This window comes from Pseudomonas sp. BJP69 (assembly GCF_007633355.1).
GTDB classification, from domain to species: Bacteria; Pseudomonadota; Gammaproteobacteria; order Pseudomonadales; family Pseudomonadaceae; genus Aquipseudomonas; species Aquipseudomonas juntendi.
In genome coordinates this window covers 5,263,744-5,290,295 of sequence record NZ_CP041933.1, presented here as the reverse complement: position 1 = coordinate 5,290,295, position 26,552 = coordinate 5,263,744, and the positions used below count along the sequence as shown (strand labels likewise).

Here is a 26,552-nt window from a genome sequence, read left to right as displayed (position 1 = left end):
CGGGAGCTTCACCATGTCCATCCGCCGTTATGCGCTCGCCGCCCTGGCCAGTGCCGTTTTTGCCGGTTCCGCCATCGCCAAGGATTACGAACTGCTGAACGTGTCATACGACCCCACCCGTGAGCTGTACCAGCAATACAACGCCGAGTTCATCCAGCATTGGCAGCAGGCGCACCCGGGCGACACGGTGAAGATCCAGCAATCCCACGGTGGCTCGGGCAAGCAGGGCCGGGCGGTGATCGACGGTCTGCGCGCTGACGTGGTGACCCTGGCGCTGGCCGGTGATATCGACGAAATCGCCAAGCTTGGCAAGAGCTTGCCGGATAACTGGCAAACCCGCCTGCCGGACGCCAGCACCCCCTATACCTCGACCATCGTGTTCCTGGTGCGCAAGGGCAACCCGAAAGGCATCAAGGACTGGGGCGACCTGATCAAGAACGACGTGTCGGTGATTACCCCCAACCCGAAAACATCTGGCGGCGCACGCTGGAACTTCCTTGCCGCCTGGGCTTACGGCCTGAAAACCGGCGGCAGTGAAGACAAGGCCAAGGCCTACGTGCAGGAACTGTTCAAGCACGTGCCGGTGCTGGATACCGGCGCGCGCGGTTCTACCATCACCTTCGTCAACAATGGCCAGGGCGATGTGTTGCTGGCCTGGGAAAACGAAGCTTTCCTGGCACTGAAGGAAGACGGCGGTGCCGACAAGTTCGAGATCGTCGTGCCGTCGCTGTCGATTCTTGCCGAGCCGCCGGTGGCGGTGGTGGACAAGAACGCCGAAAGGAAGGGCAATACCGCGATTGCCACCGAATACCTCAAACACCTGTACAGCCCGGCCGGGCAGAAAATTGCCGCCCAGAACTTCTACCGCCCGCGTGATGAAAAGGTCGCTGCCGAGTTTGGCAAGCAGTTCCCGAAACTGGACCTGGTGACCATCGACAAGGACTTTGGTGGCTGGAAGACTGCACAACCGAAATTCTTCAATGATGGCGGTGTGTTCGACCAGATCTATCAGGCACAGTAACGGCGACGCGGTCTCTGTGGGAGCGGGCGTGCCCGCGAAGAATCCAACGCGGTGGTTGGCACCGGCTACGCCGGTGTTCGCGGGCATGCCCGCTCCCACAAGGACCTCGCTAAATCAATGAGTTATGTATTGTTCTGTGGGAGCTGGCTTGCCGGCGATGGGCTGCAACGCAGCCCAGGATTCAAAAGCCTGTACCGACCCCGGATCGATACTGGGCCGAGTGCATTCAACCAGGGATATTTATGTCACGTCGCATTTCCCCCGTCATACCCGGCTTCGGGCTGACGCTGGGCTACACCTTGGTGTACCTCAGCCTGATCGTGCTGATACCGCTGGCGGCCATGTTCATCCATGCCTCGCAGCTGACCTTCGAGCAGTTCTGGAACATCATCAGTGCGCCGCGGGTAATCGCCGCGCTCAAACTGAGTTTCGGCACTGCCCTGTTCGCGGCCATCATCAATGGTGTGATTGGCACCCTGCTGGCCTGGGTGCTGGTGCGCTACACCTTCCCGGGGCGCAAGGTCATCGATGCGATGATCGACCTGCCGTTCGCGCTGCCCACGGCCGTTGCCGGTATTGCCCTGACCGCGCTCTACGCCCCCCAGGGCTGGGTCGGTCAGTTCGCCACCGACCTGGGCTTCAAGATCGCCTACACCCCGCTGGGCATCACCCTGGCGCTGACGTTCGTCACCCTGCCGTTCGTGGTGCGCACCGTGCAGCCGGTTCTGGCCGACATCCCGCGTGAAGTGGAAGAGGCTGCGGCCTGCCTGGGTGCCAAGCCGCTGCAGGTGTTCCGCCACATCCTGGCGCCGGCCCTGCTGCCCGCCTGGCTGACCGGCTTTGCCCTGGCCTTCGCCCGTGGCGTGGGCGAGTACGGTTCGGTGATTTTCATTGCTGGCAACATGCCAATGAAGACCGAGATCCTGCCGCTGCTGATCATGGTCAAGCTCGACCAGTACGACTACACCGGGGCCACCGCCATTGGCGTGCTGATGCTGGTGGTTTCCTTCATCCTGCTGCTGCTGATCAACCTGCTGCAGCGCCGTATCGAAACCCCTTGAAGGAGGCCGGCATGTCCAGTTCATCCCTGAGTGCAAGCGCGGCCGCCAACGCCGCCCGCCGTGGCAGCGCCACTTCGCGGCGTATCCTGATCGGCCTTGGTTGGCTGGTGTTCGTGCTGTTTTTGCTGCTGCCCCTGGTCATTGTGGTATCGCAGGCGCTGAAGAACGGTTTTGGCACCTTCTTCGAGGCGATCCTCGAACCCGACGCCTTGTCGGCGCTGAAACTGACCCTGCTCGCCGTGGCCATCTCGGTGCCGCTGAACCTGGTGTTCGGGGTAAGCGCCGCCTGGTGCGTGAGCAAGTACACCTTCCGCGGCAAGAGCATCCTGGTCACCCTGATCGACCTGCCGTTCTCGGTGTCGCCGGTGATCGCCGGCCTGGTCTACGTGCTGATGTTCGGCGCGCAGGGCCTGTTCGGGCCGTGGCTGCAAGACCACGATATTCAAATAGTCTTCGCCCTGCCGGGCATCGTTTTGGCGACCATTTTCGTCACCGTACCGTTCGTGGCCCGTGAGCTGATCCCGCTGATGCAGGAGCAGGGCACGCAAGAGGAGGAGGCCGCGCGGCTGCTCGGCGCCAACGGCTGGCAGATGTTCTGGCACGTGACCCTGCCGAACATCAAGTGGGGGCTGATCTACGGCGTGGTGCTGTGTACTGCGCGGGCCATGGGCGAGTTTGGCGCGGTGTCGGTGGTGTCCGGCCACATTCGTGGCGTGACCAACACCCTGCCGCTGCACGTGGAAATTCTCTACAACGAGTACAACCACGTCGCAGCCTTCAGCGTGGCCAGCCTGTTGCTGATCCTGGCGCTCTTCATCCTGCTGCTCAAGCAGTGGAGCGAGAACCGTATTAACCGCCTGCGCCACGGCGCCGCGGAGGAATGACTCATGTCGATCGAAGTTCGTAACGTCAGCAAGCGCTTCAACAGCTTCCAGGCCCTGGACAACATCACCCTGGACATCAACAGCGGCGAGCTGGTGGCCTTGCTCGGCCCTTCCGGCTGCGGCAAGACCACCTTGCTGCGCATCATCGCCGGCCTGGAAACCCCGGACCAGGGCAACATCGTGTTCCATGGCGAGGACGTGTCGGGCCGCGACGTGCGCGACCGCAACGTGGGGTTCGTGTTCCAGCACTACGCACTGTTCCGCCACATGAGCGTGTTCGACAACGTGGCGTTCGGCCTGCGCATGAAGCCCAAGGGCGAGCGCCCAAGCGAAAGCAGGATCGCCGAGAAAGTGCATGAGCTGCTGAACATGGTGCAACTGGACTGGTTGTCCGACCGCTACCCTGAGCAGTTGTCGGGTGGCCAGCGCCAGCGCATCGCCCTGGCCCGGGCACTGGCGGTGGAGCCCAAGGTGCTGCTGCTGGATGAGCCGTTCGGTGCGCTGGATGCCAAGGTGCGCAAAGAGCTGCGCCGCTGGCTGGCGCGGCTGCACGAGGACATCAACCTGACCTCGGTATTCGTCACCCACGACCAGGAAGAAGCCATGGAGGTGGCAGACCGCATCGTGGTGATGAACAAAGGCGTGATCGAGCAGATCGGTTCGCCGGGCGAGGTGTATGAGCAACCGGCCAACGATTTCGTCTACCACTTCCTCGGTGACTCCAACCGCCTGGCATTGAGCGAAGGGCACCATGTGCTGTTCCGGCCGCACGAGGTGTCTTTGTCGCGCCATGAAACCGAAGGCCACCATGCGGCCGAAGTGCGCGACATTCGGCCGTTGGGCGCGACCACCCGGGTGACCCTGAAGGTGGAAGGGCAGAGCGAGTTGATCGAAGCCGAAGTGGTCAAGGACCACGATAGCCTGACCGGCCTGGCGCGTGGGGAGACGCTGTTCTTCCGGCCGAAGGTTTGGCAGAAGGTGGCGGATATCTGAGTCGCGGTGGCTGATGCAAAGCCCGGGGTTGGTCCCGGGCTTTTTTGTGCCTGTGAGATTGCCGGGGCTGCTTTGCAGCCCGTCGCGGCGCAAGGCCGCGCATGGAATTTCGGTTATTAATAAATAGCTTCTTATTCCTTTACGAATATAACCCTGTCCTTATACTGGCCCCCAAGCACGCAAACTTCCTGGAGGCGTCCCCATGCGCAATGAATCGATTCGATACCTGATTGTGCCGGGCTGGCAAGGATCGCCAGACAACCACTGGCAAAGCCACTGGCAGCGCACCCTGCCCAACAGCGCACGGGTCGAGCAGCATGACTGGTTGACCCCGCAACGCCAGGACTGGGTGCAGGCGCTGGAACAGGCGATTGCCGCCGAGCCCTCGCCAGTCATCCTGATCGCCCATAGCCTGGGCTGCATCACCGTCGCCCATTGGGCCGCGCAGGCCAGCCCGGCGTTGCTGCGGCGGGTGAGGGGGGCGTTGCTGGTAGCGCCTGCGGACGTCGAGCGGCCCGCCTGTGCGTCGGCCCTGCGCAACTTTGCGCCGATTCCGCTCGGGGTGTTGCCATTTCCCAGCCAGGTTGTCAGCTCGGACAACGACCCTGCCGTGAGCGTGCCGCGGGCGTTATACCTGGCCCAGGCCTGGGGTGCCGAAGCGGGGTTGCTGAGCAACGCCGGGCACATCAACGTCAAGTCCGGGCATGAGCGCTGGGAACAAGGCTTCGCCTACTTGTATCGCTTGCAAAGCCGGGTCGAGCAGCGCGCACTGCGCCGCGCCTGATTGGCCCCTGTACGCCCGGCCACCTCAGGCCTGGGGCGGGAGTTTTTTCATGACTTTTCAAAACCCGTTTGGCCAGCCGTTGCTGACCTTTCCTGAACTGGACAAAAGCCCCTTGAGCATCCGTGCCAAGGCATTGGTGTTCATCGACCCACGCTCGCAGCGGCTGCGCGATGAGCTTGAGCTCCTGGCGCCGCAACCCTTGCCGGTGCTGATTCGTGGCGAGACCGGTACCGGCAAGGAGCTACTGGCGCGGCAAATCCACCGTACCAGCGACCGTAGCGGGCTGTTCGTGTCGGTCAACTGCGCGGCCATCAGCCCGACCTATGCCGACGCCGAGTTGTTCGGCTATAGCGCTGGCAGCCATGGCGGTACGGCCAGCAGCCGCGCCGGCTGGTTTGGCTCGGCCAACGGCGGCACGCTTTACCTGGACGAAATCGCCGACTTGCCGCTGGCCATCCAGGGCAAGCTGCTGGCAGCGCTGGAGAACCGTGAGGTGATGCGTGTTGGGGCGCAACAGCCACAGCCGGTGGATGTACGGCTGGTAGCCGCCAGCAGTATCGACCTGGCTCGGGTGGTGCGTGCCGGTCGCTTCCACGAGCGGCTCTACCACTACCTGCATGAAGGCGCGCTGGAGCTGCCGCCATTGCGCGAGCGGCCAGGCGATATCCTGCCGTTGGCCGAGTATTTCGTGGGTATCTACAGTGCCCGGCTGCAGCGCCCGGTGCCCCTGGTGAGTGAGGCCGCGCAGCAGGTGCTGGAAGCCCACCCGTGGCCGGGCAATACCCGCGAGCTGGAGAATGTCATTCACTTTGCCTTGCTGGTAAATGATAGCGACGAGCTGTTGCCCCATGACCTCGACCTGCCAAGACCGCTGGCTAGCCATGGCTCATAAGCAAAACCCGTAGTGACTGTATTTTTTGGAATAACTAGCGAAATAAAAGATATTGTTACGGAATAAAAATTCTAGGTATTGTCCGCCTCACGCCCACTGGTGAAGCGGTTGGGCAGCCGATTCGCCATCGCCGATGGCCCAGATTCAGAATAAGGACCACCATGAAGAAGACCCTGCTGACCACCGCCCTGGCCGCCGCCCTGACGTTTTCCGGCCTGGCCGCCGCCGCCGAGAAACTGGTGGTTGCCGCTACCCCGGTACCGCACGCCGAAATCCTCGAGCTGATCAAGCCTACCCTGGCCAAAGAAGGGGTGGACCTGCAGATCAAGGTCTTCACCGACTACGTGCAGCCGAACGTGCAGGTGGACCAGAAGCGCCTGGACGCCAACTACTTCCAGACGCTGCCTTACCTGAAGAGCTTCAACGAAGGCAAGGGCACCCACCTGGTAACCGTGGTGGGCGTGCACGTCGAGCCGTTTGGTGGCTATTCGAAGAAGGTCAAGAGCCTGAGCGAGCTGAAAGAGGGCGCCACCGTTGCCATTCCGAACGAAGGGAGCAACAGCGGGCGTGCTCTGATCCTGCTGCAGAAGGCCGGCCTGATCACCCTGAAGGACCCGAAGAACGCCCTGGCCACCCCCAAGGACATTGCCGAGAACCCGAAGAACCTGAAGTTCCGCGAGCTTGAGTCGGCCATGCTGCCACGCGTGCTGGACCAGGTGGACCTGGACATGATCAACACCAACTACGCCCTCGAAGCCGGCTTGAACCCGGCCAAGGATGCGCTGGTGATCGAAGGTGCCGACTCGCCGTACGTGAACTTCCTGGTCGCGCGCCCGGACAACAAGGACAGTGATGCCATGCAGAAACTGGCCAAGGCCCTGACCAGCCCGCAAGTGAAGGCGTTCATCGCCGAGAAGTACCAGGGCGCCGTACTGCCGGCGTTCTGATCCGCCAGCGGTCATCGAAAAAACGCCGACGCCCATGTGTCGGCGTTTTTGCTTCCGGCCGCAGCGCCCCTACCAAAGCGCCATCTTGTAGGAGCGGCCTTGTGTCGCGATGGGCTGCAAAGCAGCCCCGGCAATCTCAAAGCGACATACCAACCAGAGCAATCACTGCGCCGGCACCAGCCTGAGCGTGCTCTGCGCCGGAATCACCCCCATCTGCGCCTTCTGATACTGCCCTTGCACATACCCCTCGGCCTGGTCTGCGTAATGCCGGTCGAAGGGCACGCCACTCTGCCCGACCGGGTTGCTGGTCAGCGCCTGCCCGGCATCGGCAAAGTCGATCAGCCGCCGCGTCGAGGGGCCGTAGGTGACCGGCCATGGCGCCGGGCCGATTTTCGCCGACAGGTTGTTCGGTACTTCATGTGTACCGGGGGCGGCGAATGGCCCAACGTTGAACAGCAGGTTCAGCGGCTTTTTCACCCCCAGGGGGTGGTTGTGGGTCAAGGTATGGGCCTTGCCCCACTGCCAGCGCGCCGGGTCGTCGCCCAGGGTGTCGCGCAGGTGCTTCAGGCTGTTGTGCCATGCCGTACGCACCACTTGGGTCCGGTCGGTGCGCTGGCTGCCACCCCGGGTATTCCACCAGGGCGAATCGGCATCCGCCGCCAGCCGTGGCAAGGCCGCGTCGATGGCGCGGGTACTGATCAGTACCGGGAACCAGGTATCGCCCAGTTCATCATGCAGGGCCGAGTAGGCCAGCTCGTAAAGGAACTGGTTGAACAGGGTGGCGCTGGTCGAGTCCAGCGGGTAATCGCCCGCCCAGGCGGCCAGTTGTTCCACCAGTTCCTTTTCCTCATCACCTTCGGCTATGGCGCGCAGGGTCGCCAGCAGCGGGGCCAGCGTGCGCGGGCCATAGCCGCTGGTGGTGTCCAGCTGTAGCGCCTGGCTGTTCTGGGTGTCCCACTTCACCTCAGGGTTGGCCAGCTGGCGATCGAGCTGGCGGCCACGATCGGGCAGGTTGTAGTACCCCGGTATCGGCACCGCCGCCGGTGGTTGGTAATTGGCCGAGACGATATAGCCGCGGGCCGGGTTCTCCTGCTGCGGGTTGGCGCTGAAGGGGTAGAAACCGAGCTTGTCGGCCTGGCTGCTGGCGCCGTCGAGGATGAACGCCGGGTCGACGCCGGCTGGGCGTATCGGCAACTTCGCTGCCGCCCACCAGCCGATATCACCGCGGGCGTTGGCCCAGACAAAGTTCAGCCCCGGCGCATGGACCTTGGCTGTGGCTTCGCGCATCTTGCCCAGGGAGTCGGCGCGGTTGAGCTGGTAGAAACCCTCGAGGATCGGGTTTTCGGTTTCGAGAAACGCCCACCACAGGGCTACTGGCGTGGTGCCGGCGATATTGCCCAGTACATCGTTGACGATGGGGCCATGGGGCGAGCGACGCAGGTTGAGGGTAACTGGCGCTTCACCCTTTACCGCAATCTGCTGCTGGGTGGTTTCCAGCGTGTGCCACCGGCCATCGACCATGACCTGGTTGCTGTCGGCCGGGTTGGTGCGTTCGGCGATCAGGTCGACATCATCGTTCTGGAACATGGTCAGGCTCCAGCCGAAGTCGCGGTTGTGGCCGAGCAGGGCGAACGGGTTGAGCGCCTGGAAGTAGCCGTACAGGTTGAAGCCGGGTGCCGACAGTTCGGCCTCGTACCACACCGCCGGTACTGCAAAACTGATGTGCGGGTCGCCTGCCAGCAACGGCCTGCCACTGCGTGTGCGGCTACCGGCGACGGCCCAGGCATTGCTGCCCTCGAACTGCGGAATGCCGGCATCGCCCAGTGCTTCGTGGCTGAGCCGGGCCAGGCCTTCGAGGCTGCGCCAGTCGGCCGCCGCCAGCGGTTTGCCCAGGGCCCCCTCGGGCTGCCAGCCCAGGTCAAAAATGTTCAGGTAGTCAGGGCCCAACTGGTCGCGGATGTAGGTCAGCGCCGGTTCGGTGCGAAACGCTGCGGCAAAACTGTACGCCAGGTAGCCGGCGATACTCAGGGTGTCTTCGGCGGTGAACGGGCGTGGGGTGATACCGAGGAGGTCGAACTCCACCGGCTTGGGGTGGCTGGCCTGCCAGCGGTTGACCCCGTCGAGGTAGGCTTGCAAAGCCAGGGCGGCCGGCGATTGCGGGTCCTGGCGCCTGGCCATCAGGGCGGCTTGCTCGCGTATGCGCAGGCTGCGGAACAGCGTGTCGGTGGGCAGCAGCTTGTCGCCCAGCACCTCGGCCAGTTCGCCACGTGCCAGGCGGCGCATGATCTCCATTTGAAACAGCCGGTCCTGGGCATGCAAATAGCCCAGCGCACGGTACAGGTCCGCCTCGTTCTGCGCTTGCAGGTGTGGCACCCCGCGGCTGTCGTAGCGCACGCTGACCGGCGCCTGCAGGCCGGCCATCGCCACTTCGCCTTCACGCTGTGGCAGCTTGCCCTGTGCATACCAGTAACCAGCGCCAGCGGCCACGGCAACAACCACGGCCAGTAGGGTCAGGCTGCGCTTCATGCAGACTCCTTGAGCAATCTACGAAAAAAAAGGGTCCGACCTTGGGTGGATGCGCGAACGAGCACTGCCCCAGGAAGGAGTTTCCATGGCACTCAGCGAAAAACAGAAGATGCTTACCGGCCAGCTCTACCACGCTGGCTGCCCTGAATTGCAGGCCGAGCAGATCGCCAGCAAGCACTGGATGCACCGCTACAATAACAGCGTGGAACTGCTTAACGACGCCCGTCATGGCTTGCTGCGCGAGCATTTTTGCCATGTGGGCGAGGGCACCGTGATCCGCCCACCCTTCTACTGCGACTATGGCTACAACATCCGCGTCGGCCGCAACACCTTCATCAATTTCAACTGCGTGATGCTCGACGTGGTGCCGGTGTCTATCGGCGATGACTGCCAGATCGGCCCCAATGTGCAGATCTACGCCGCCGACCACCCGCTGGACCCCGACGTGCGGCGCAGCGGGCTGGAAAGCGGGCGCCCCGTGACCATTGGCAACAATGTGTGGATCGGCGGTGCGGCGATCATTCTGCCGGGTGTGACCATTGGCGATAACGCGGTGGTCGGTGCCGGTAGCGTGGTGACCCGGGATGTGCCGGCCGGTGCCACGGTGGTGGGTAACCCTGCACGGGTGCGTCAGCCTGCCCAAGGGCAATAGCAGCCAACCGCCAGGGTATTGGAGGCACTGACCTGGCGGCCGTCGAGCAGTGCCTTGAGAATAGGTTCGATGAAGCTGTTGCTGGCATTGCAGACAGCGCCTTCGCTGTAGGGGCCGAAATAGGCCAGGCGACCTCGCCGATCCCAGATGGCCACGCCCGGCGTGGCGGGCAGGTGTTCGCTACCGGGCAGGCTGCCCAGCGGTAGCAGCCCGGCAAGGTTGGCCGGCAATTGGCCATGGCTGCCGGGCTTTTGCAGCACGTGGAAGGCCACGCCCTGTTCGGCGAACTGGCTGACCAGGTCGCCTAGGTGTTGCTGGTTGCCGACGTTGCACGGGCAGGCCGGGTCCCAGAAGTGCACCACGCGGATCGGGCCCGGGCCGGCCAGCTCGGCGGGGAGCTGCAACTGGCTGCCGTCGAACAGCGTGGCCTGGTTGTCGAACGGGCGCAGGTAGCGGGCCTGGAAGGTGGTGTAGACCTGCCAAAGGGTGGCGGCGCAGAGCAGCAGTGCGAGGCTCATCAGGGCAGGTTTGGCGAGGCGGGTTTGCATGAATATCTGCTGGTATTTTTGTGGTGGGTTCACTGGCCCTGTCGCCCGCAAAGCAGCCCCCACAGGTTGTCAACGGCCTGAGGCCTGGTGATATCCCTGTGGGAGCTGGCTTGCCGGCGATAGCGCCAGTACAGGTAATGCATGGCCGAAGCTTGCCACGATGCCGGCCAGAGCTGAATATCCCAGATCAATACTTGCTTCACTGTGGATGTACCCGATGCCCCCTGACTTTCAGCCCGACCGCCTGCGTGCCAGCCTGGCGCCGTTCACCGCGCGCCATCCGCTGTCGACTCAAGCGCAGGATTACCAGCGTTTCTATGGCCTGAACCTGTCGGCCCACAGCTGGCTGGGCGGTTTCCAGGCCGCGGGGTTCGAGTTGGTCGGGCAGGCTTGGCTACCCGAGCAGCCAAGCGCGACGCTGTTCCTGCTGCATGGCTATTACGACCACATGGGCCTCTATCGGCATGTGATCGAGTGGGCGCTCGGGCAAGGTTTCGCGGTCATCAGCTGCGACCTGCCCGGCCATGGGCTGTCCAGCGGCGAGCGGGCGAGCATCAGCGACTTCGCGGTGTACCAGCAGGTGCTGCAGGCGCTGTTCGAACAGGCGCGTGCGTTGCAGCTGCCGTGGCCATGGCATTTGTGCGGGCAGAGCACGGGTGGGGCGATCGCGGTGGACCATTTGCTGCACCAAGGTGCCCATAGCCCTGTGGATGGCCAGGTCATTCTGCTGGCGCCACTGGTGCGGCCATGTGCCTGGCGTTGGTCCAAGTTCAGCTATCGCGTGCTGCGCCATTTCGTCAATGGTATCGAGCGGCGCTTCAGTGAGAATACCAACGACCCTGCCTTCCTGCCGTTTCTCCAGGCCGACCCCCTGCAACCGCGCCGGCTGCCCACTGCCTGGGTGGGTGCCCTGATCGCCTGGGTCAAACGCATCGAGGCTGCGCCCAAAAGTACACGGCGGCCATTGATCGTACAGGGAGAGGCCGACGGCACGGTGGATTGGCCATACAACCTGGAGGTGCTGAAGGCCAAGTTCGCTGAGCCGCAGATCCTGATGCTGCCCGACGCGCGTCACCACCTGGCCAACGAGCTGCCAGGCATTCGCCAGCGCTACTTCGATTTCATCGACCAGCGCCTGGGCTGATCACCTCAGCTCGTTGCTGCTCTGGCCCACCGCCAGGCCGGCACGCACCGCGGCCAGTGCCGCCTGGTAGTAGGCCTTGCCGTCGGGCGACTCGGCAAAGGTGGCGAACTCTTCCAGCTCGGCGTCGGACAGGTCGCGGTACACGTACAGCAACGTATTGTTGAGGTCTTCGCCAATTTGCCCCATGAGCCGCTGGCGCTGACCGTCGAGCAGGCCTTGCGCCTGGCCGCCGCCGAACAGGCCGGGGATCATCGAGCTGAGGCTGTCGGCCGCCACGCCGGCGATGGCCAGGCTGACTTCGGCGCCAGCTTCGCGTGCTGGCAAGGCCTGAGCCAGGTGGCCAATGATCAGCAGGCGGTCATCGCTGGCCTGCATTTTCGGCAAGCCCTTGGCGTTTCTGGCCAGTTCATCCTTGCGCGTGGCCTTGAGCTCGGCGGCTACCACCTTGCGCCCCAGCGGCGACTGGAAGAACGCCAGGGCCGGTGCCGGGTTGGCCAGGCTGGCGCGCAGCTTTGCCTGGGCACGACGGTCTACCGCCTGGGCCTGGAAGCGCTGGTTGCTGTTGTCGACCAGCGCCTGGTACACGGCGGGCGGTAAACTGTTGCGGTAGCGCGCCTGGGCGGCGGTAAGGGCATCGTTGAAGTGGGCGCGCTGGTCGGGCCAGCCGGCAGCCTTGTACAGTTGATCCAGGTTATCTGCCCAGACAGGCGTGGTGCAGATCATCAGCAGAATCAGGGAAAACAGACGGCGCATTCAGGACTCCTGTCGGCAGGCGACCATTGTCCTTGGCCCGGCGCCGGTTTGTCGAGATATGTGCGTGTTTCTCGGCCAAGTGGCGCTGTGCGCCGCCAGGGCGAATGGATATGATGCGCGCCATGCATACTTCCCCCGAAAACCCGATGTTCGCGGCCGTCGTTGACGATCTGGCCACCCATGGCTGGTCCCAACAGGCGCTGTTTCTGCCTGTCGACCTTGCGCGCGCGTTGGCGGTCGAGTGCCGGCGCCGTTATGCCGAAGGTGAACTCAACCCGGCCGGGGTGGGGCGCGGTGATGCCCAGGAAGTACGCGAAACCATTCGCGGCGACCAGATCCAGTGGATCGACCCTGGCCAGGCCGAGGCTTGCGACCAGTACCTGGCGGCCATGGACCAGTTACGGCTGGCCATCAACCAGGGCCTGTTTCTCGGCCTGCAGGATTTCGAGTGCCATTTTGCCCTGTACCCACCCGGGGCATTCTATCGCCGGCATCTGGACCGCTTTCGTGACGATGATCGGCGCATGGTTTCGGCGGTGTTTTACCTGAACGAAGACTGGCAGCCGCAGGATGGCGGGCAGCTGCGCATGTTCCTGGCCGACGGTGCCGAGCCCCTGGTCGAGCCGCTGGCAGGTTGCCTGGTGGTGTTCCTGTCGGGTGAGGTGCCTCACGAAGTGCTGCCCGCCGGGCGTGAGCGCTTGTCGTTGACGGGCTGGTTCCGGCGGCGTGGCAATGACCCGTTCTGATTTGCCGAGGGTGCTGGTCAGCGCTTGCCTGCTGGGGCAGCCGGTGCGCTATGACGGTCGCACCAGCGGCCACCCGCACTTGTTGCAGCAGTGGCAGGCCGAAGGCCGCGTGGTGCCGTTGTGCCCGGAAGTCGCCGGCGGGTTGCCGACCCCTCGGCCACCCGCGGAGATACCAGGCGGGCAAGGTGGGCAGGTGCTCGACGGCAGCACACAGGTGATCACTGTCATGGGCGAAGATGTCAGTGCGCAGTTCCTGGCCGGCGCGCAGTTGGCGCTCGTACTGGTGCGGCGGCATGGCATTGGTGTGGCGGTATTGAAGTCGGGCAGCCCTTCATGTGGCAACCGCTTGACCTATGACGGCACGTTCAGTGGTGTGAAGGTGGCCGGGGAAGGGGTCACAGCGGCGCTGCTGCGGCGGGCGGGGGTGCAGGTGTTCAGTGAGCTGGAGCTGGACCAGGCGCAGCGGGCCTTGGGGTAGCCCTGCGCCGGCTGTGGAGTGAGTGTGGGAGCCGGCTTGCCGGCGATGAGGGCGGCACAGACCGCACAAACCTCATTGCCCGGCCGCAGTCTCCTGCACACCCTTGAACCACTTCTGTTCGAGCTCGGCCGTGCGGCCACTGTCCTTCAACCGCTGCAGCGCATTGTTAACGGCACTTTCAAACGCCGGGTTGTCCTTCTGGAACGGGATCACCAGCTTCTTCTCGCCAAACGGCAGGCTCGCGTCAAGCGGGCCGTCACTCTTGAGTGCTTCGCTCGCTGGGGTCAGCGCGACATCATACTTGCCGCTTTCCACACCTGGCAGTACCTCGTCCGCAGGCGCCTCGACAAATTCGGCGCGCAGGTCCAGTTCGCGGGCCAGGTCCTGGCCAAATTCCACATCGAAACCGCTCAGCCGCTCGTCTTGCTTGAACGCATAAGGCGGGTTGTCGGCTTGTACGGCAATGCGCAGTTCGCCCCGGTCGGCGATTTCGTCGATCAGCTCCGCCTGGGCCAATGGACTGATCAGTACTGCCAGCAGTACCCCTATGGTCGAACGCATTGAAGGCCCCTTTTTCTTTTACAGGTGAATAACTTTCGTCATGGCTTTATTCCTCGCCATGATCGAACGCAGCCTAAGACCTTGGCGCCTCGGCATTGTTTAACCCTGACTCAAATTTTTCTGTCAGGCAACGTGAACACCTTGGCGCATATTTCAACTAAGGTGAACTACCGCCGCTGTTGGATGACAAGCTGCGGTCAATGAGTGAATCACAGGAGAAGTGAATGAACAGCCTATTTTCGCGTGCTGCCGTTGCCGGTTTGCTGATGGGAGCGTCGATGTTGGCCAGTGCCGCAGACGCCCTGAAGAGCCAGGAGCCGCCCAAGGATGCCAAGGTCTTCATCGTTTCCCCCGCCGATGGTGCCACCGTCGACAAGACCTTTACCGTCAAGTTCGGCATTGAAGGCATGGGCCTGAAGCCTGCCGGCGACCAGACCCCACACACCGGCCACCACCACTTGCTGGTGGATGTGGACAAAGAGCCCGTCGCCGACATGCCGCTGCCGACCAGCCTGATGCCAGAGGCCGGCACCGCACTGCCAGCCGGGCCGCAGGTGCTGCATTTCGGTAAGGCACAGACCGAAACCAGCATTACCCTGACCCCGGGCAAGCACACCCTGCAACTGGTGCTGGGTGACCAGTATCACGTGCCGTTCAAGCCGAGCGTCGAGTCGCAGAAGATTACTGTCGACGTGAAATAGGTGTTGGGCTTTTCGCGGGCTCGCCCGCTCCCACCGGCGAAAAAAAGGGAGGCCACCAGGGCCTCCCTTTTTCATGCAGCAAGCAAACTCAGAACAGTACGCGGGAACGGATGGTGCCTTTGACCTGTTGCAGTTTTTCTTGCGCCAGGTCGGAGTACTCGGCGTCTACGTCGATTACCACGTAACCGACTTTCTCGTTGGTCTGCAGGAACTGACCGGAGATGTTGATACCGTTCTCGGCGAATACCTTGTTGATCTCGCTGAGTACGCCCGGGATGTTTTCGTGAATGTGCAGCAGGCGGTGCTTGCCTGGGTGCGCTGGCAGTGCCACCTCAGGGAAGTTGACCGAAGACACCGAAGTACCGTTATCGCTGTACTTGACCAGCTTCTCGGCCACTTCCAGGCCGATGTTGGCCTGGGCTTCGGCAGTGGAACCACCGATGTGCGGGGTGAGGATCACGTTGTCCAGGCCGCGCAGCGGGCTCTCGAACTCTTCGTCGTTGGAGCGTGGCTCGACCGGGAACACGTCGATGGCAGCGCCGATCAGGTGCTTGTCCTTGATGGCGGCGGCCAGGTGGTCCAGCTCGACCACGGTGCCACGGGCGGCGTTGATCAGGATCGCGCCCTTCTTCATCGAGCGGATTTCCTTCTCGCCGATCATCCACTGGGTGGAGGGCAGCTCAGGCACGTGCAGCGAGACGATGTCGGCCAGGCCCAGCAGTTCGTGCAGGCTGGTGACCTGTACGGCGTTGCCCAGTGGCAGCTTGGTCAGCGGGTCGTAGAAGTAGACCTGCATGCCCAGGTTTTCGGCCAGGACCGACAGCTGGGTACCGATCGAGCCGTAGCCGACGATGCCGAGTTTCTTGCCGCGAATCTCGAACGAGTTGGCTGCGCTCTTGATCCAGCCGCCACGGTGGCAGGAGGCGTTTTTCTCTGGGATGCCACGCAGCAGCAGGATCGCTTCGGCCAGTACCAGCTCGGCGACCGAGCGGGTGTTGGAGTAGGGCGCGTTGAACACGGCGATACCGCGCTCGCGGGCAGCTTCCAGGTCTACCTGGTTGGTGCCGATGCAGAAGCAGCCAACGGCGACCAGTTTCTTGGCGCAGTCGAAGATCTCTTCGGTGAGCTGGGTGCGCGAACGGATGCCAATGAAGTGGGCATCGGCGATCTTTTCCTTCAGCTCGGCTTCCGGCAACGAACCAGTGAGGTATTCGATGTTGGTGTAGCCGGCGGCCTTGAGGGTATCGACCGCGTTCTGGTGCACACCTTCAAGAAGAAGGAACCGGATCTTGCTCTTGTCGAGAGAAGTCTTGCTCATCTGCGTAAACCTGTATCCCGGAGAAAAAATGGCGAGGGGTGATGCCAGGCGCGAGGGCGGCCTTAGCATGAACAGCGGGAGCGCTATGCTAGCATACGCGACACAATCTGAGCTTATCCCGACAGGTGAAGAGTGCTCAGGGTGACTATGAATAAGTCGAGAGTTCCAGCGATGACCCACCCCGCTGCAATTGAAGAACTGATGACCCTTGTCGACCCTGGCAAGGTCCTGACCGACCCGGCATCCCTCGACGCCTATGGCAAGGACTGGACCAAGCACTATGCACCGGCGCCCAGCGCCATCGTGCTGCCCAAGACCATCGAACAGGTGCAGGCCATTGTCCGTTGGGCCAATGCGCACAGGGTGGCGCTGGTGCCGTCGGGTGGGCGCACCGGGCTCTCCGCGGGGGCCGTGGCGGCCAATGGCGAAGTCGTGGTGGCCTTCGACAGCATGAACCGGATTCTCGACTTCAATGCCTTCGACCGCACGGTGGTTTGCCAGCCCGGGGTGGTCACCCGCCAGTTGCAAAGCTACGCCGAAGCGCAGGGCCTGTATTACCCGGTAGACTTCGCTTCCAGCGGTTCCAGCCAGATAGGCGGCAACATCGGTACCAATGCCGGCGGCATCAAGGTAATCCGCTACGGCATGACCCGCAATTGGGTGGCCGGGCTGAAGGTGGTGACGGGCAAGGGCGAGTTGCTGCAGCTGAACAAGGACCTGATCAAGAACGCCACCGGCTATGACCTGCGCCAGCTGTTCATTGGCGCCGAAGGCACGCTGGGTTTCGTGGTGGAAGCCACCATGCGCCTGGACCGCGCCCCGCGCAACCTCACCGCCATGGTGCTGGGCACGCCGGACTTCGACTCGATCATGCCGGTGCTGCACGCCTTCCAGGGCGGGCTCGACCTCACGGCCTTCGAATTTTTCTCGGACAAGGGCCTGGCCAGGATCCTTGCGCGTGGTGATGTGCCGGCGCCATTCGCCACCGACTGCCCCTTTTATGCGCTGCTGGAGTTCGAGGCCAGCACCGAGGCAGTCGCCAACCAGGCACTGGCCACCTTCGAGCATTGCGTCGAGCAGGGCTGGGTACTGGACGGGGTGATGAGCCAGAGCGAAACCCAGCTGAAAAACCTGTGGAAGCTGCGTGAGTACCTGTCGGAAACCATCTCGCACTGGACCCCGTACAAGAACGATATTTCAGTCACGGTCTCGAAAGTACCGGCGTTTCTGCGCGATATCGATGCCATCGTGGCCGAGCATTACCCGGATTACGAAGTGGTGTGGTACGGCCATATCGGCGATGGCAACCTGCACCTGAACATCCTCAAGCCTGAGCACATGGACAAAGACGCGTTCTTTGCCTCGTGCGCCAAGGTCAACAAGTGGGTGTTCGAGATCGTCGAACGCTACAACGGCTCGATCTCTGCCGAGCACGGCGTAGGCATGACCAAGCGCGACTACCTGGGCTACAGCCGCTCGGCCGAAGAAATTGCCTGCATGAAGGCGATTAAGGCCGTGTTCGACCCTAACGGCATCATGAATCCGGGTAAGATCTTCGCTCCTGAATAAAAAGCAGCATGCAAAGGAGTCGGCCATGAGTTACCAGCACCAGTATGTAGACGGCACGCGCATCCACTTCCCGTTGGGCAAGGTGGTGTGCATTGGCCGTAACTATGCCGAACACGCCAAGGAACTGGACAACCCGATCCCCAGCGAACCGCTGCTGTTCATCAAGCCCGGTAGTTGCGTGGTCGCCGCGCAAGGCGGCTTCAAGATCCCGACCGAGCGCGGTTCGGTGCATTACGAGGCAGAAATCGCCGTGTTGCTGGGCAAGTCACTGTCCTCGCACCCCAGCGAGGAAGAGGTGCTGGACGCCATATCCGGCTACGCCCCGGCCCTGGACCTGACCCTGCGCGACGTGCAGGCCAAACTGAAGGAAAAAGGCCTGCCATGGGAGCTGGCCAAGAGCTTCGACGGTGCCTGCGTACTGCCGCCGTTCGTCTCGGCTGCCAGCTTCCCGGACGTGACCGACATCCCGGTACGGCTGACGGTGAACGGCGAAGTACGCCAGGACGGCAACAGCGCAATGATGCTCAACCCTATCGTGCCGATGATTCAGCACATGGCCGCGCATTTTTCGCTGCTGGCGGGGGATGTGATCCTCACCGGCACCCCGGCGGGCGTGGGGCCGTTCAATGTCGGTGACGAGCTGGTGCTGGAGCTGCCGGGTGTCAGCCGCTTCGAAAGCCGGGTGCTCTGAGCCCTGTGGGAGCGGCCTTGCGTCGCGAAAGGGCCGCAGAGCGGCCCCGGCAATAGGTGCTTGACGCATGAATCCCGGGGGCGCTTCGCACCCCTTTCGCGACACAAGGCCGCTCCCACAAAGAATGCGCGTCCAGGCAGGATTTGGCGTTTTTTTCACACCCAATGCGGATAATGCGCGCATCTACGCCCACTGCTTCAGGACCCCTGCATGCCATCACCCCCCAACGCCCCGGCAACCCCCAAGCGTCGTTTCTACCTGCGCTGGCCCTTTGGCCTGGCGGTGGCGGCGGTGATTGGCTACGGCGTGGCCATGGCGATGCACTGGGATGACCGTGGTGCGCTATGGCTGAAGGAAGGCTTTGAAAGCCGCGCCGAGCGTAGCGAAAGCGTATGGCTGCCGGATTATCAGGTAGACATCGATGCCAAGCCCCTGCCGGGCATGGACGATGACGAAGCGTCGGACGTGGCGTTCAACCCGCAGACCCAGACGCTGTTCGCGGTCATGGGCAAGAACCCGTTCCTGGTCGAACTGAGCCTGGACGGCGATGTGCTGCGCAAGATCCCGCTCAACGGCTGGAACAACCCGGAAGGCGTTGCCGTGCTGGAAGACGGTTACCTGGCCATCACCGACGAGCGCCTGCATGACCTGACCCTGGTCAAGGTGGACGGGCACACGGCGGTGCTCAACCACGCCGACTTCAAAAGCTATGACCTGGGGCAGTCGGTGAAAAGCAACAAAGGCTTCGAGGCAGTCGCCTGGGACCCGCTGCACCAGCGCCTGGTCATCGGCGAGGAGCGCCCGCCCAAGCTGTACACCTGGAACACCGATGGCCGCAGCCAGCTCAAGGGCGACAAGCAGCCGCTGCCAAGCGATCAGCTCGACTTGCGCAACCTCTCGGCGCTGGGTGTCGACCCGCGCACAGGCCACCTGTTGGTATTGTCGGCCGACTCCAACATGCTGCTGGAGCTGGACCAGCAGGGGCAGCAGGTCAGCTTCATGACTTTGCTCGGCGGGTTCAACGGCCTGCAAGGCACCATCCCGCGGGCCGAGGGGGTGGCGATGGACGACCAGGGCAACCTGTACATGGTCAGTGAGCCGGCATTGTTCTATCGCTTCAGAAAACCCTGAGCCAACAATCCGCTTTTTCGGATGCTGGCATTAAGCTTTATTTCAGTCATTCATGGTTAGATTCGCCATCCTTGTGCCGAGTCTGCCCGTATGCGTGGTTTTGTTCGTCTATCCCTTGTAATAGCCGTTGTCTGCCTGTGCCTGCTCGGCTGGGCCGGGCATGAGTTCCGCCTTTACGAGCGCGCCTGGTTCAACCTCAAGACCTGGTGGCAGCCCGCCGAGCAGAGCATGGGCCTGGAGCGCTACCGGGTGGTGCTGGAAGCGCAGCCTATCGAAGGGTTGAACGACGATATATCGGCGCTGACCTACGACCCTGACCGCAAGACCCTGTTTACCGTCACCAACGCCCGTTCGGAGTTGATCGAGCTGTCGCTGGACGGGCGCATCCTGCGCCGCGTGCCGCTGACGGGCTTCGGCGACCCGGAGGCCGTGGAGTATGTCGGGCCAAACAGCTATGTGATTTCCGACGAGCGTCAGCAACGGCTGATCCGGGTGCGCCTGGACGACGACACGTTGTTCCTCGATGCCGGCGATGCCGAGCAGCTCAGCCTGGGCATTGGCCTGAACGGCAACAAAGGCTTCGAAGGTCTGGCCTACGACTCAGCGGGCAAGCGCCTGTTCGTGGCCAAGGAACGCGACCCGATGCTCATCTACGAGGTTCACGGCTTCCCGCATGACAACCCGGAAAGGCCCTATGCCGTGCATGTAGTACAGGACCGCAAGCGCGATTCACGGTTGTTCGTGCGGGACTTGTCGAGCTTGCAGTTCGATGAGCGCAGTGGGCACCTGCTGGCATTGTCCGACGAGTCGCGGCTGTTGCTGGAGCTGGATATCGAGGGCAGGCCGCTGAGTACCCTGTCGCTGCGCAAGGGCTACCAGGGCTTGCAGGCGACCGTACCGCAGGCGGAGGGGATTGCGATGGACGAGGCGGGAACCCTTTATCTGGTCAGTGAGCCGAACCTGTTCTATGTGTTCAAGCAGCCGGCTGACTGATCGTCTGTCAGGGCCCTTCGCGGGTAAACCCGCACGGGGATCGCATCAGGGCTGGCAGGTGTTTGCCACAAGGTATGCAGCGCCTGTTAGAGCGAGCGCCGCCCGCGCGGCGCATCGCGAGCTGCGCTCGCTCCTACGTTTGTTTCGGGCCAATTATTCCTGTGGGATTTGCGCGCGAACGCCTTGGCGCATGCCTCAAAATCGCGTCGTACGAACAAGGCGGCCGCGCGCATCTGGCACAGGGGTTACTGGCCCGAAACAAACGTAGGAGCGAGCGCAGCTCGCGATGCGCCGCGCGGGCGGCGCTCAATCTCACAGGCACTGAAGATGCAGCGGCTACCCTTGCCAGAAACCATAGAATCTCCCACAGATAGCTCGCCAGGCTTCAGGCCAGTGGCGATCGCTGTAGGAGCGGGTTTACCCGCGAAGCGGTTTAATTGGCCGTCAGGCTCTTCACACCGTCAGCAGTACCCAGCAACAGCAGGTCCGCCGGCCGCGCCGCGAACAGGCCGTTGGTCACCACGCCAACAATGGCGTTGATCTGTGCTTCCAGCTCCACCGGGTTGGTGATCTGCAAGTTGTACACATCGAGGATCACATTGCCGTTGTCGGTCACCACACCCTCGCGGTACACCGGGTCGCCGCCCAGCTTGACCAGTTGGCGGGCCACGTGGCTACGGGCCATCGGGATCACCTCGACCGGCAGTGGGAAGGCGCCCAGCACCGGCACCAGCTTGCTGGCATCGGCGATGCAGATGAAGGTCTTGGCTACTGCTGCAACGATCTTCTCACGGGTCAGGGCTGCGCCGCCGCCCTTGATCAGGTTCAGGTGCGCGTCGCTTTCATCGGCGCCGTCCACGTAGAACTCCAGCTCGCTGACGCTGTTCAGTTCGTACACCGCAATACCATGCCCCTTCAGGCGCTGGGCCGTGGCCTCGGAGCTGGCGACGGCACCGTCGAAGGCGGTCTTGTGCTGAGCCAGGGCATCGATGAAGAAGTTGGCGGTCGAACCGGTACCGACGCCGACGACGCTCTTTTCATCCAGCTTGGGCAGAATGAAGTCGACAGCGGCCTGGGCGACGGCCTGTTTGAGTTGGTCCTGGGTCATGCGGGCTCCGGAAGGGGGCAGGGCGGTTTCAAAGTTGCCTAGTATAACGGCTCGCACGGCTTTGCTGTGGTCGCCCGACGTAGCGCTGGGGTAGACTTCCAGCCCTTGTCCCGCGGCCCAGTGATGCTTTCCCGATGCTCGAACAGTACGTCAAGAAGATCCTCACCTCGCGCGTCTATGACGTTGCCGTCGAAACCCCGTTGCAGAGCGCCGGGCAACTGAGCAAGCGCCTGGGCAACCAGATTCTGCTCAAGCGCGAAGACCTGCAGCCGGTGTTCTCGTTCAAGATCCGCGGGGCGTACAACAAGCTGGCCCAGCTGACCCCGGAAGAACTGGCGCGCGGCGTGGTCACTGCCTCGGCCGGCAACCACGCCCAGGGCCTGGCCCTGGCCGCGCGCGAAATGGGCATCAAGGCCACCATCGTGATGCCCAAGACCACCCCGGAGATCAAGGTCGAAGGCGTGCGCTCGCGTGGCGGCAAGGTGGTGCTGCATGGCGACTCGTTCCCCGAGGCGCTGGCTTATTCGCTGAAGCTGGTCGATGAAAAGGGCCTGGTCTATGTCCACCCTTACGATGACCCGCACACCATCGCCGGGCAGGGCACCGTGGCCATGGAAATCCTGCGCCAGCAGCCTGGCCAACTGGACGCGATCTTCGTGCCGGTGGGCGGCGGTGGCCTGATCGCCGGTATTGCCGCCTACGTGAAGTACCTGCGTCCGGAAATCAAGGTCATTGGTGTAGAACCGGATGACTCCAACTGCCTGCAGGCGGCCATGGCCGCGGGTGAGCGCGTGGTGCTGCCGCAGGTCGGGCTGTTCGCCGACGGCGTGGCGGTGGCGCAGATCGGCCAGCACACCTTCGATATCTGCCGCCACCATGTGGATGAAGTGGTCACGGTCAGCACCGATGAAATCTGTGCCGCAATCAAGGATATCTACGACGATACCCGCTCGATCACCGAGCCTGCCGGCGCGTTGGGTGTGGCGGGCATCAAGCGTTATGTCGAACTGTACGGCGTGACTGGCCAGACCCTGGTGGCAATCGACTCCGGCGCCAATGTCAATTTCGACCGCTTGCGCCATGTGGCCGAGCGTGCCGAACTGGGTGAAAAGCGCGAGGCGATCATCGCCGTTACCATTCCTGAACGCCCGGGCAGCTTCAAGGCGTTCTGCCAGGCGATTGGCAAACGCCAGATCACTGAGTTCAACTACCGCAAGCACACCTCGGACGAGGCGCATATCTTCGTGGGCGTGCAGACCCACCCGGAAAACGACCCGCGCGCAGCCCTGGTGCAGCATTTGAGCGAGCAGGGTTTCCCGGTAACGGACCTGACCGACAACGAGCTGGCCAAGTTGCACATTCGTCATATGGTCGGCGGCCACTCGGCTGGCGCCAGCGATGAAATGGTGCTGCGCTTCGAGTTCCCGGAACGGCCGGGGGCGCTGTTCAATTTCCTCGACAAGCTGGGTGGGCGCTGGAATATCTCGATGTTCCACTACCGTAACCACGGCGCGGCAGACGGGCGTGTGGTGGCGGGCCTGCAGGTGCCGGAAGACGAGCGTCACCTGGTGCCAGCGGCACTGGCCAAGATTGGTTACCCCTACTGGGACGAAACCGAGAATCCGGCTTACAAGCTGTTCCTGGGCTGAGCAGCTAAGCTGGGCCTAAGGCCTGCTCAAGGACAACGCACACATGGAACATCTGACCACTCTGAAAACACTGCACATCATCGCCACCGCACTCCTGCTGCTGGGTGCCCTGGGCCTGGCGGTGTGGACCGTGCGCGCCCGCCGCCAGGGCGATGCGCAGGCCTATGCCAAGCTGCTGCGCCGGCCGCTGGTGTTCGTGTGGCTGGTAATGGTGCTGTGCCTGGTAAGCATGCCGTTCACCGGCTGGTGGCTGGTGCACCTGGTCGGTTGGCCGCTGGGGCAGACCTGGGTGCTGGCGTCCAGCGTCATCTATACGCTTGGTGCGTTTGCCGTGTGGTGGCTGCTGGTGCGGCTGAACCGGCTGCGCAAGGCCGAGCCGGTAGGGTTGCGCTTCACCTTGGCGCTGGCGGTGTTCAGTGGCGTCTGCCTGCTGTCCATTGCCGGGCTGATGGGCGCCAAGCCAGTCTGACTAAGCAGCGGCCAACGCTTGCCTGCATCACCTTGCCTTCACCGAACAAGGAGTTTTCACGCCGCGGCACATAAGCGTGGCGGGCGCGTTGCTGCGCTCGCAAGCTTTGTGGAACAATGCGGTGACATGCGTTTGCGAGGTTGCTGCCGTGATCGACCCGGATGGTTTTCGCCCCAATGTCGGGATCATTCTCACGAATGATGCCGGGCAGGTGCTATGGGCTCGACGGATCAACCAGGATGCCTGGCAATTTCCCCAGGGTGGTATCAACCCTGACGAAACGCCGGAAGATGCCCTGTACCGCGAGCTGAACGAAGAAGTTGGCCTTGAACGCGATGATGTGGAAATTCTTGCCTGCACCCGTGGCTGGTTGCGTTATCGTTTACCGCAGCGCCTGGTGCGGACCCACAGCCAGCCGCTGTGCATCGGCCAGAAGCAGAAGTGGTTCCTGCTGCGCCTGGTCAGCAACGAACAACGGGTAAGAATGGACCTCACCGGCAAGCCGGAGTTCGACGGCTGGCGTTGGGTGAGCTATTGGTACCCGCTGGGCCAGGTTGTGACATTCAAGCGCGAGGTATACCGGCGCGCCCTGAAAGAGCTAGCACCGCGTCTTCTGACGCGCGACTGACGACGGAGTTCGACCCCGAGCCATGCTCAATACGCTGCGCAAGATCGTCCAGGAAGTAAACTCCGCCAAAGATCTCAAGTCGGCGTTGGGGATCATTGTCTTGCGCGTCAAGGAGGCCATGGGCAGCCAGGTCTGCTCGGTGTACCTGCTTGACCCGGAAACCAATCGCTTCGTGCTGATGGCCACCGAAGGCCTGAACAAACGCTCCATCGGCAAGGTCAGCATGGCGCCCAACGAAGGCCTGGTCGGCCTGGTCGGTACCCGCGAAGAGCCGCTGAACCTGGAAAACGCCGCCGACCACCCGCGTTACCGCTACTTTGCCGAAACTGGCGAAGAGCGATTCGCCTCGTTCCTGGGTGCACCGATCATTCACCACCGCCGCGTGGTCGGGGTGCTGGTCATCCAGCAGAAGGAGCGCCGCCAGTTCGACGAGGGCGAAGAAGCGTTCCTGGTCACCATGAGCGCCCAGCTTGCCGGGGTTATCGCCCACGCCGAGGCCACCGGCTCGATCCGTGGCCTGGGCCGGCAGGGCAAGGGCATCCAGGAAGCGCGTTTCGTTGGCGTGCCTGGCTCGCCAGGCGCTGCCGTAGGGCGTGCCGTGGTCATGTTGCCGCCTGCCGACCTCGAAGTGGTGCCCGACAAGGCCGTCGATGACATCGACGCCGAGCTCAAGCTGTTCGAAAACGCCCTTGAAGGCGTGCGCGAAGACATGCGCAAGCTGTCGGCCAAACTGGCGACGCAACTGCGCCCGGAAGAGCGCGCCCTGTTCGATGTGTACCTGATGATGCTCGAAGACGCAGCGCTGGGCGGCGAGGTGACCGCGGTCATCAAGACCGGCCAGTGGGCCCAGGGCGCCCTGCGCCAGGTGGTCGGCGAGCACGTCAACCGTTTCGAGCTGATGGACGACGACTACCTGCGCGAGCGTGCCTCCGACGTGAAGGACCTGGGCCGGCGTTTGCTGGCCTACCTGCAAGAGGCCCGCTCGCAGTCGCTGGTCTACGCCGACAACACCATCCTGGTCAGTGAAGAGCTGACCCCGGCAATGCTCGGCGAAGTGCCGGAAGGCAAGCTGGTCGGCCTGGTGTCGGTACTGGGGTCGGGCAACTCCCACGTTGCCATTCTGGCCCGTGCCATGGGTATCCCCACGGTGATGGGCCTGGTCGACCTGCCTTACTCCAAGGTCGACGGCATCGAGCTGATCGTCGACGGTTACAAGGGCGAGGTGTTCACCAACCCGAGCGAAGTGCTGCGCAAGCAGTACAGCGACGTGGTCGAGGAAGAGCGCCAGTTGGCCCAGGGCCTGGATGCCCTGCGCGAGCTGCCCTGCATCACCCCTGACGGCCACCGCATGCCGTTGTGGGTCAATACCGGCCTGCTGGCCGATGTGGCTCGGGCCCAGCAACGCGGTGCCGAAGGGGTGGGCCTGTACCGCACCGAAGTGCCGTTCATGATCAACCAGCGCTTCCCCAGCGAAAAAGAGCAGCTGGCCATCTACCGTGAGCAATTGGCGGCCTTCCACCCACTGCCGGTGACCATGCGCACCCTCGACATTGGTGGCGACAAGGCGCTGTCGTATTTCCCGATCAAAGAAGACAACCCGTTCCTCGGCTGGCGCGGCATCCGTGTGACCCTCGACCACCCGGAAATCTTCCTGGTGCAGACCCGCGCCATGCTCAAAGCCAGCGAGGGCCTGAACAACCTGCGCATCCTGCTGCCGATGATTTCCGGTATTCACGAGCTGGAAGAGGCGCTGCACCTGATTCACCGGGCCTGGGGCGAGGTGCGCGACGAAGGCACCGACGTGCCGATGCCGCCGGTTGGCGTCATGGTGGAGATCCCTGCGGCGGTGTACCAGACCAAGGAGCTGGCGCGGCAGGTGGATTTCCTGTCGGTCGGTTCCAACGACCTCACCCAGTACCTGCTGGCCGTGGACCGCAACAACCCACGGGTCGCCGACCTGTACGACTACTTGCACCCGGCGGTGCTGCAGGCGCTGAATACCGTGGTGCGTGATGCCCATGGCGAGGGCAAACCGGTCAGCATCTGCGGCGAGATGGCGGGTGACCCCGCGGCAGCGATCCTGTTGATGGCGATGGGCTTCGACAGCCTGTCGATGAACGCCACCAACCTGCCCAAGGTGAAGTGGATGCTGCGCCAGGTGAACATGGGCAAGGCCAAGGAGCTGCTGGTCGAAGCCTTGAGCCACGACAACCCGCAAGTTATCCACAGCTCGTTGCAGCTGGCGCTGAAAAACCTGGGGCTGGCGCGGATGATCGGGCCTGGGGCCAATAAAACCCTGTAAGGG

Annotated in this window: 26 protein-coding genes; 20 read left to right on the top strand and 6 right to left on the bottom strand. The window is 63.0% G+C overall.

The annotated features are described in order from the left end of the window. The first annotated feature begins 13 nt into the window (after positions 1 to 13). The 7 genes from FPB55_RS24660 to FPB55_RS24630 all read left to right on the top strand — a co-directional run bounded on the left by FPB55_RS24660 (position 14) and on the right by FPB55_RS24630 (position 6,582). A complete protein-coding gene (locus FPB55_RS24660; RefSeq protein ID WP_144189487.1) occupies positions 14 to 1,021 on the top strand; it encodes a sulfate ABC transporter substrate-binding protein in 1,008 nt (335 codons plus the stop codon). A 242-nt stretch (positions 1,022 to 1,263) separates the two neighbouring features. Next, complete coding sequence (gene cysT, locus FPB55_RS24655) at positions 1,264 to 2,082, top strand: sulfate ABC transporter permease subunit CysT (protein ID WP_009683704.1); 819 nt, start codon at positions 1,264 to 1,266, stop codon at positions 2,080 to 2,082. An 11-nt stretch (positions 2,083 to 2,093) separates the two neighbouring features. Further along, on the top strand, positions 2,094 to 2,966 hold the full coding sequence (gene cysW, locus FPB55_RS24650; protein ID WP_009683703.1) for a sulfate ABC transporter permease subunit CysW: 873 nt from the start codon (positions 2,094 to 2,096) through the stop codon (positions 2,964 to 2,966). A gap of 3 nt (positions 2,967 to 2,969) precedes the next feature. Beyond that, positions 2,970 to 3,959, top strand: coding sequence for a sulfate ABC transporter ATP-binding protein (locus FPB55_RS24645; protein ID WP_009683702.1), 990 nt, complete (start codon positions 2,970 to 2,972; stop codon positions 3,957 to 3,959). Between the two features lie 202 nt (positions 3,960 to 4,161). Beyond that, on the top strand, positions 4,162 to 4,743 hold the full coding sequence (locus FPB55_RS24640) for an alpha/beta hydrolase (RefSeq protein WP_054905156.1): 582 nt from the start codon (positions 4,162 to 4,164) through the stop codon (positions 4,741 to 4,743). Between the two features lie 49 nt (positions 4,744 to 4,792). Beyond that, a complete protein-coding gene (locus FPB55_RS24635) occupies positions 4,793 to 5,635 on the top strand; it encodes a sigma 54-interacting transcriptional regulator (protein ID WP_054881744.1) in 843 nt (280 codons plus the stop codon). Positions 5,636 to 5,796: 161 nt separating this feature from the next. Next, on the top strand, positions 5,797 to 6,582 hold the full coding sequence (locus FPB55_RS24630; RefSeq protein WP_009683698.1) for a MetQ/NlpA family ABC transporter substrate-binding protein: 786 nt from the start codon (positions 5,797 to 5,799) through the stop codon (positions 6,580 to 6,582). 162 nt (positions 6,583 to 6,744) lie between these two features. On the opposite strand, the gene FPB55_RS24625 is transcribed toward FPB55_RS24630, so the two are convergent. Further along, on the bottom strand, positions 6,745 to 9,108 hold the full coding sequence (locus FPB55_RS24625; protein ID WP_125855161.1) for a penicillin acylase family protein: 2,364 nt from the start codon (positions 9,106 to 9,108) through the stop codon (positions 6,745 to 6,747). An 85-nt stretch (positions 9,109 to 9,193) separates the two neighbouring features. On the opposite strand from FPB55_RS24625, the gene FPB55_RS24620 reads away from it, so the two are divergent. Then, the gene (locus FPB55_RS24620; protein WP_115295032.1) at positions 9,194 to 9,760 is read left to right on the top strand and encodes a sugar O-acetyltransferase; all 567 of its coding nucleotides are present in this window, start codon (positions 9,194 to 9,196) and stop codon (positions 9,758 to 9,760) included. Here the strand turns inward: FPB55_RS24620 and FPB55_RS24615 are convergent. Then, the gene (locus FPB55_RS24615) at positions 9,739 to 10,308 is read right to left on the bottom strand and encodes a DUF6436 domain-containing protein (protein WP_047150071.1); all 570 of its coding nucleotides are present in this window, start codon (positions 10,306 to 10,308) and stop codon (positions 9,739 to 9,741) included. The genes FPB55_RS24620 and FPB55_RS24615 overlap by 22 nt on opposite strands. 217 nt (positions 10,309 to 10,525) lie before the next feature. On the opposite strand from FPB55_RS24615, the gene FPB55_RS24610 reads away from it, so the two are divergent. Next, positions 10,526 to 11,452: an alpha/beta hydrolase gene (locus FPB55_RS24610; protein ID WP_125855162.1), complete on the top strand. Its 927-nt coding sequence runs from the start codon at positions 10,526 to 10,528 to the stop codon at positions 11,450 to 11,452. Here the strand turns inward: FPB55_RS24610 and FPB55_RS24605 are convergent, their stop codons facing one another. Then, positions 11,453 to 12,205 (bottom strand): DUF2059 domain-containing protein, encoded by a 753-nt coding sequence (locus FPB55_RS24605; protein WP_029887612.1) that lies wholly within the window; start codon positions 12,203 to 12,205, stop codon positions 11,453 to 11,455. A 113-nt stretch (positions 12,206 to 12,318) separates the two neighbouring features. On the opposite strand from FPB55_RS24605, the gene FPB55_RS24600 reads away from it, so the two are divergent. Then, entirely contained in the window at positions 12,319 to 12,951 is a 633-nt protein-coding gene (locus FPB55_RS24600; protein ID WP_033690534.1) for a 2OG-Fe(II) oxygenase, read from the top strand. Beyond that, positions 12,938 to 13,429, top strand: a complete 492-nt coding sequence (locus FPB55_RS24595) for a DUF523 domain-containing protein (protein ID WP_009683690.1) — start codon at positions 12,938 to 12,940, stop codon at positions 13,427 to 13,429. The genes FPB55_RS24600 and FPB55_RS24595 overlap by 14 nt, the downstream gene beginning before the upstream one ends. 72 nt (positions 13,430 to 13,501) lie before the next feature. Here FPB55_RS24595 and FPB55_RS24590 read toward each other — a convergent pair whose 3' ends face one another. Beyond that, positions 13,502 to 13,990 carry a transporter substrate-binding domain-containing protein gene (locus FPB55_RS24590; protein WP_009683689.1) on the bottom strand — a complete coding sequence of 163 codons (489 nt, stop codon included), beginning with the start codon at positions 13,988 to 13,990 and terminating at the stop codon, positions 13,502 to 13,504. 224 nt (positions 13,991 to 14,214) lie between these two features. On the opposite strand from FPB55_RS24590, the gene FPB55_RS24585 reads away from it, so the two are divergent. Next, positions 14,215 to 14,691: a DUF4399 domain-containing protein gene (locus FPB55_RS24585; protein ID WP_144189485.1), complete on the top strand. Its 477-nt coding sequence runs from the start codon at positions 14,215 to 14,217 to the stop codon at positions 14,689 to 14,691. Positions 14,692 to 14,779: 88 nt separating this feature from the next. Here FPB55_RS24585 and serA read toward each other — a convergent pair whose 3' ends face one another. Further along, positions 14,780 to 16,009 (bottom strand): phosphoglycerate dehydrogenase, encoded by a 1,230-nt coding sequence (gene serA, locus FPB55_RS24580; protein WP_009683687.1) that lies wholly within the window; start codon positions 16,007 to 16,009, stop codon positions 14,780 to 14,782. Between the two features lie 171 nt (positions 16,010 to 16,180). Here serA and FPB55_RS24575 point away from each other — a divergent pair, with 171 nt between their 5' ends. The 4 genes from FPB55_RS24575 (at position 16,181) to FPB55_RS24560 (ending at position 20,393) form a co-directional block, all read left to right on the top strand. Beyond that, a complete protein-coding gene (locus FPB55_RS24575; protein ID WP_125855163.1) occupies positions 16,181 to 17,578 on the top strand; it encodes an FAD-binding oxidoreductase in 1,398 nt (465 codons plus the stop codon). 25 nt (positions 17,579 to 17,603) lie between these two features. Beyond that, positions 17,604 to 18,269, top strand: coding sequence for a fumarylacetoacetate hydrolase family protein (locus FPB55_RS24570; protein ID WP_029887616.1), 666 nt, complete (start codon positions 17,604 to 17,606; stop codon positions 18,267 to 18,269). A 210-nt stretch (positions 18,270 to 18,479) separates the two neighbouring features. Continuing rightward, entirely contained in the window at positions 18,480 to 19,400 is a 921-nt protein-coding gene (locus FPB55_RS24565) for an SdiA-regulated domain-containing protein (protein ID WP_009683684.1), read from the top strand. A 90-nt stretch (positions 19,401 to 19,490) separates the two neighbouring features. After that, positions 19,491 to 20,393 carry an SdiA-regulated domain-containing protein gene (locus FPB55_RS24560; protein WP_009683683.1) on the top strand — a complete coding sequence of 301 codons (903 nt, stop codon included), beginning with the start codon at positions 19,491 to 19,493 and terminating at the stop codon, positions 20,391 to 20,393. 433 nt (positions 20,394 to 20,826) lie between these two features. Here FPB55_RS24560 and rpiA read toward each other — a convergent pair whose 3' ends face one another. Further along, positions 20,827 to 21,501, bottom strand: coding sequence for a ribose-5-phosphate isomerase RpiA (gene rpiA, locus FPB55_RS24555; protein ID WP_144189483.1), 675 nt, complete (start codon positions 21,499 to 21,501; stop codon positions 20,827 to 20,829). 134 nt (positions 21,502 to 21,635) lie between these two features. Between rpiA and ilvA the strand changes: the two genes are divergently transcribed. The 4 genes from ilvA (at position 21,636) to ptsP (ending at position 26,549) form a co-directional block, all read left to right on the top strand. Beyond that, positions 21,636 to 23,150 (top strand): threonine ammonia-lyase, biosynthetic, encoded by a 1,515-nt coding sequence (ilvA, locus tag FPB55_RS24550; RefSeq protein ID WP_125855516.1) that lies wholly within the window; start codon positions 21,636 to 21,638, stop codon positions 23,148 to 23,150. Between the two features lie 43 nt (positions 23,151 to 23,193). Further along, positions 23,194 to 23,619 (top strand): DUF2269 domain-containing protein, encoded by a 426-nt coding sequence (locus FPB55_RS24545; RefSeq protein ID WP_009685080.1) that lies wholly within the window; start codon positions 23,194 to 23,196, stop codon positions 23,617 to 23,619. 148 nt (positions 23,620 to 23,767) lie between these two features. Continuing rightward, positions 23,768 to 24,247 (top strand): RNA pyrophosphohydrolase, encoded by a 480-nt coding sequence (locus FPB55_RS24540; RefSeq protein WP_003249017.1) that lies wholly within the window; start codon positions 23,768 to 23,770, stop codon positions 24,245 to 24,247. Between the two features lie 22 nt (positions 24,248 to 24,269). Continuing rightward, positions 24,270 to 26,549 carry a phosphoenolpyruvate--protein phosphotransferase gene (gene ptsP, locus FPB55_RS24535; RefSeq protein ID WP_009685081.1) on the top strand — a complete coding sequence of 760 codons (2,280 nt, stop codon included), beginning with the start codon at positions 24,270 to 24,272 and terminating at the stop codon, positions 26,547 to 26,549. Positions 26,550 to 26,552 lie beyond the last annotated feature (3 nt).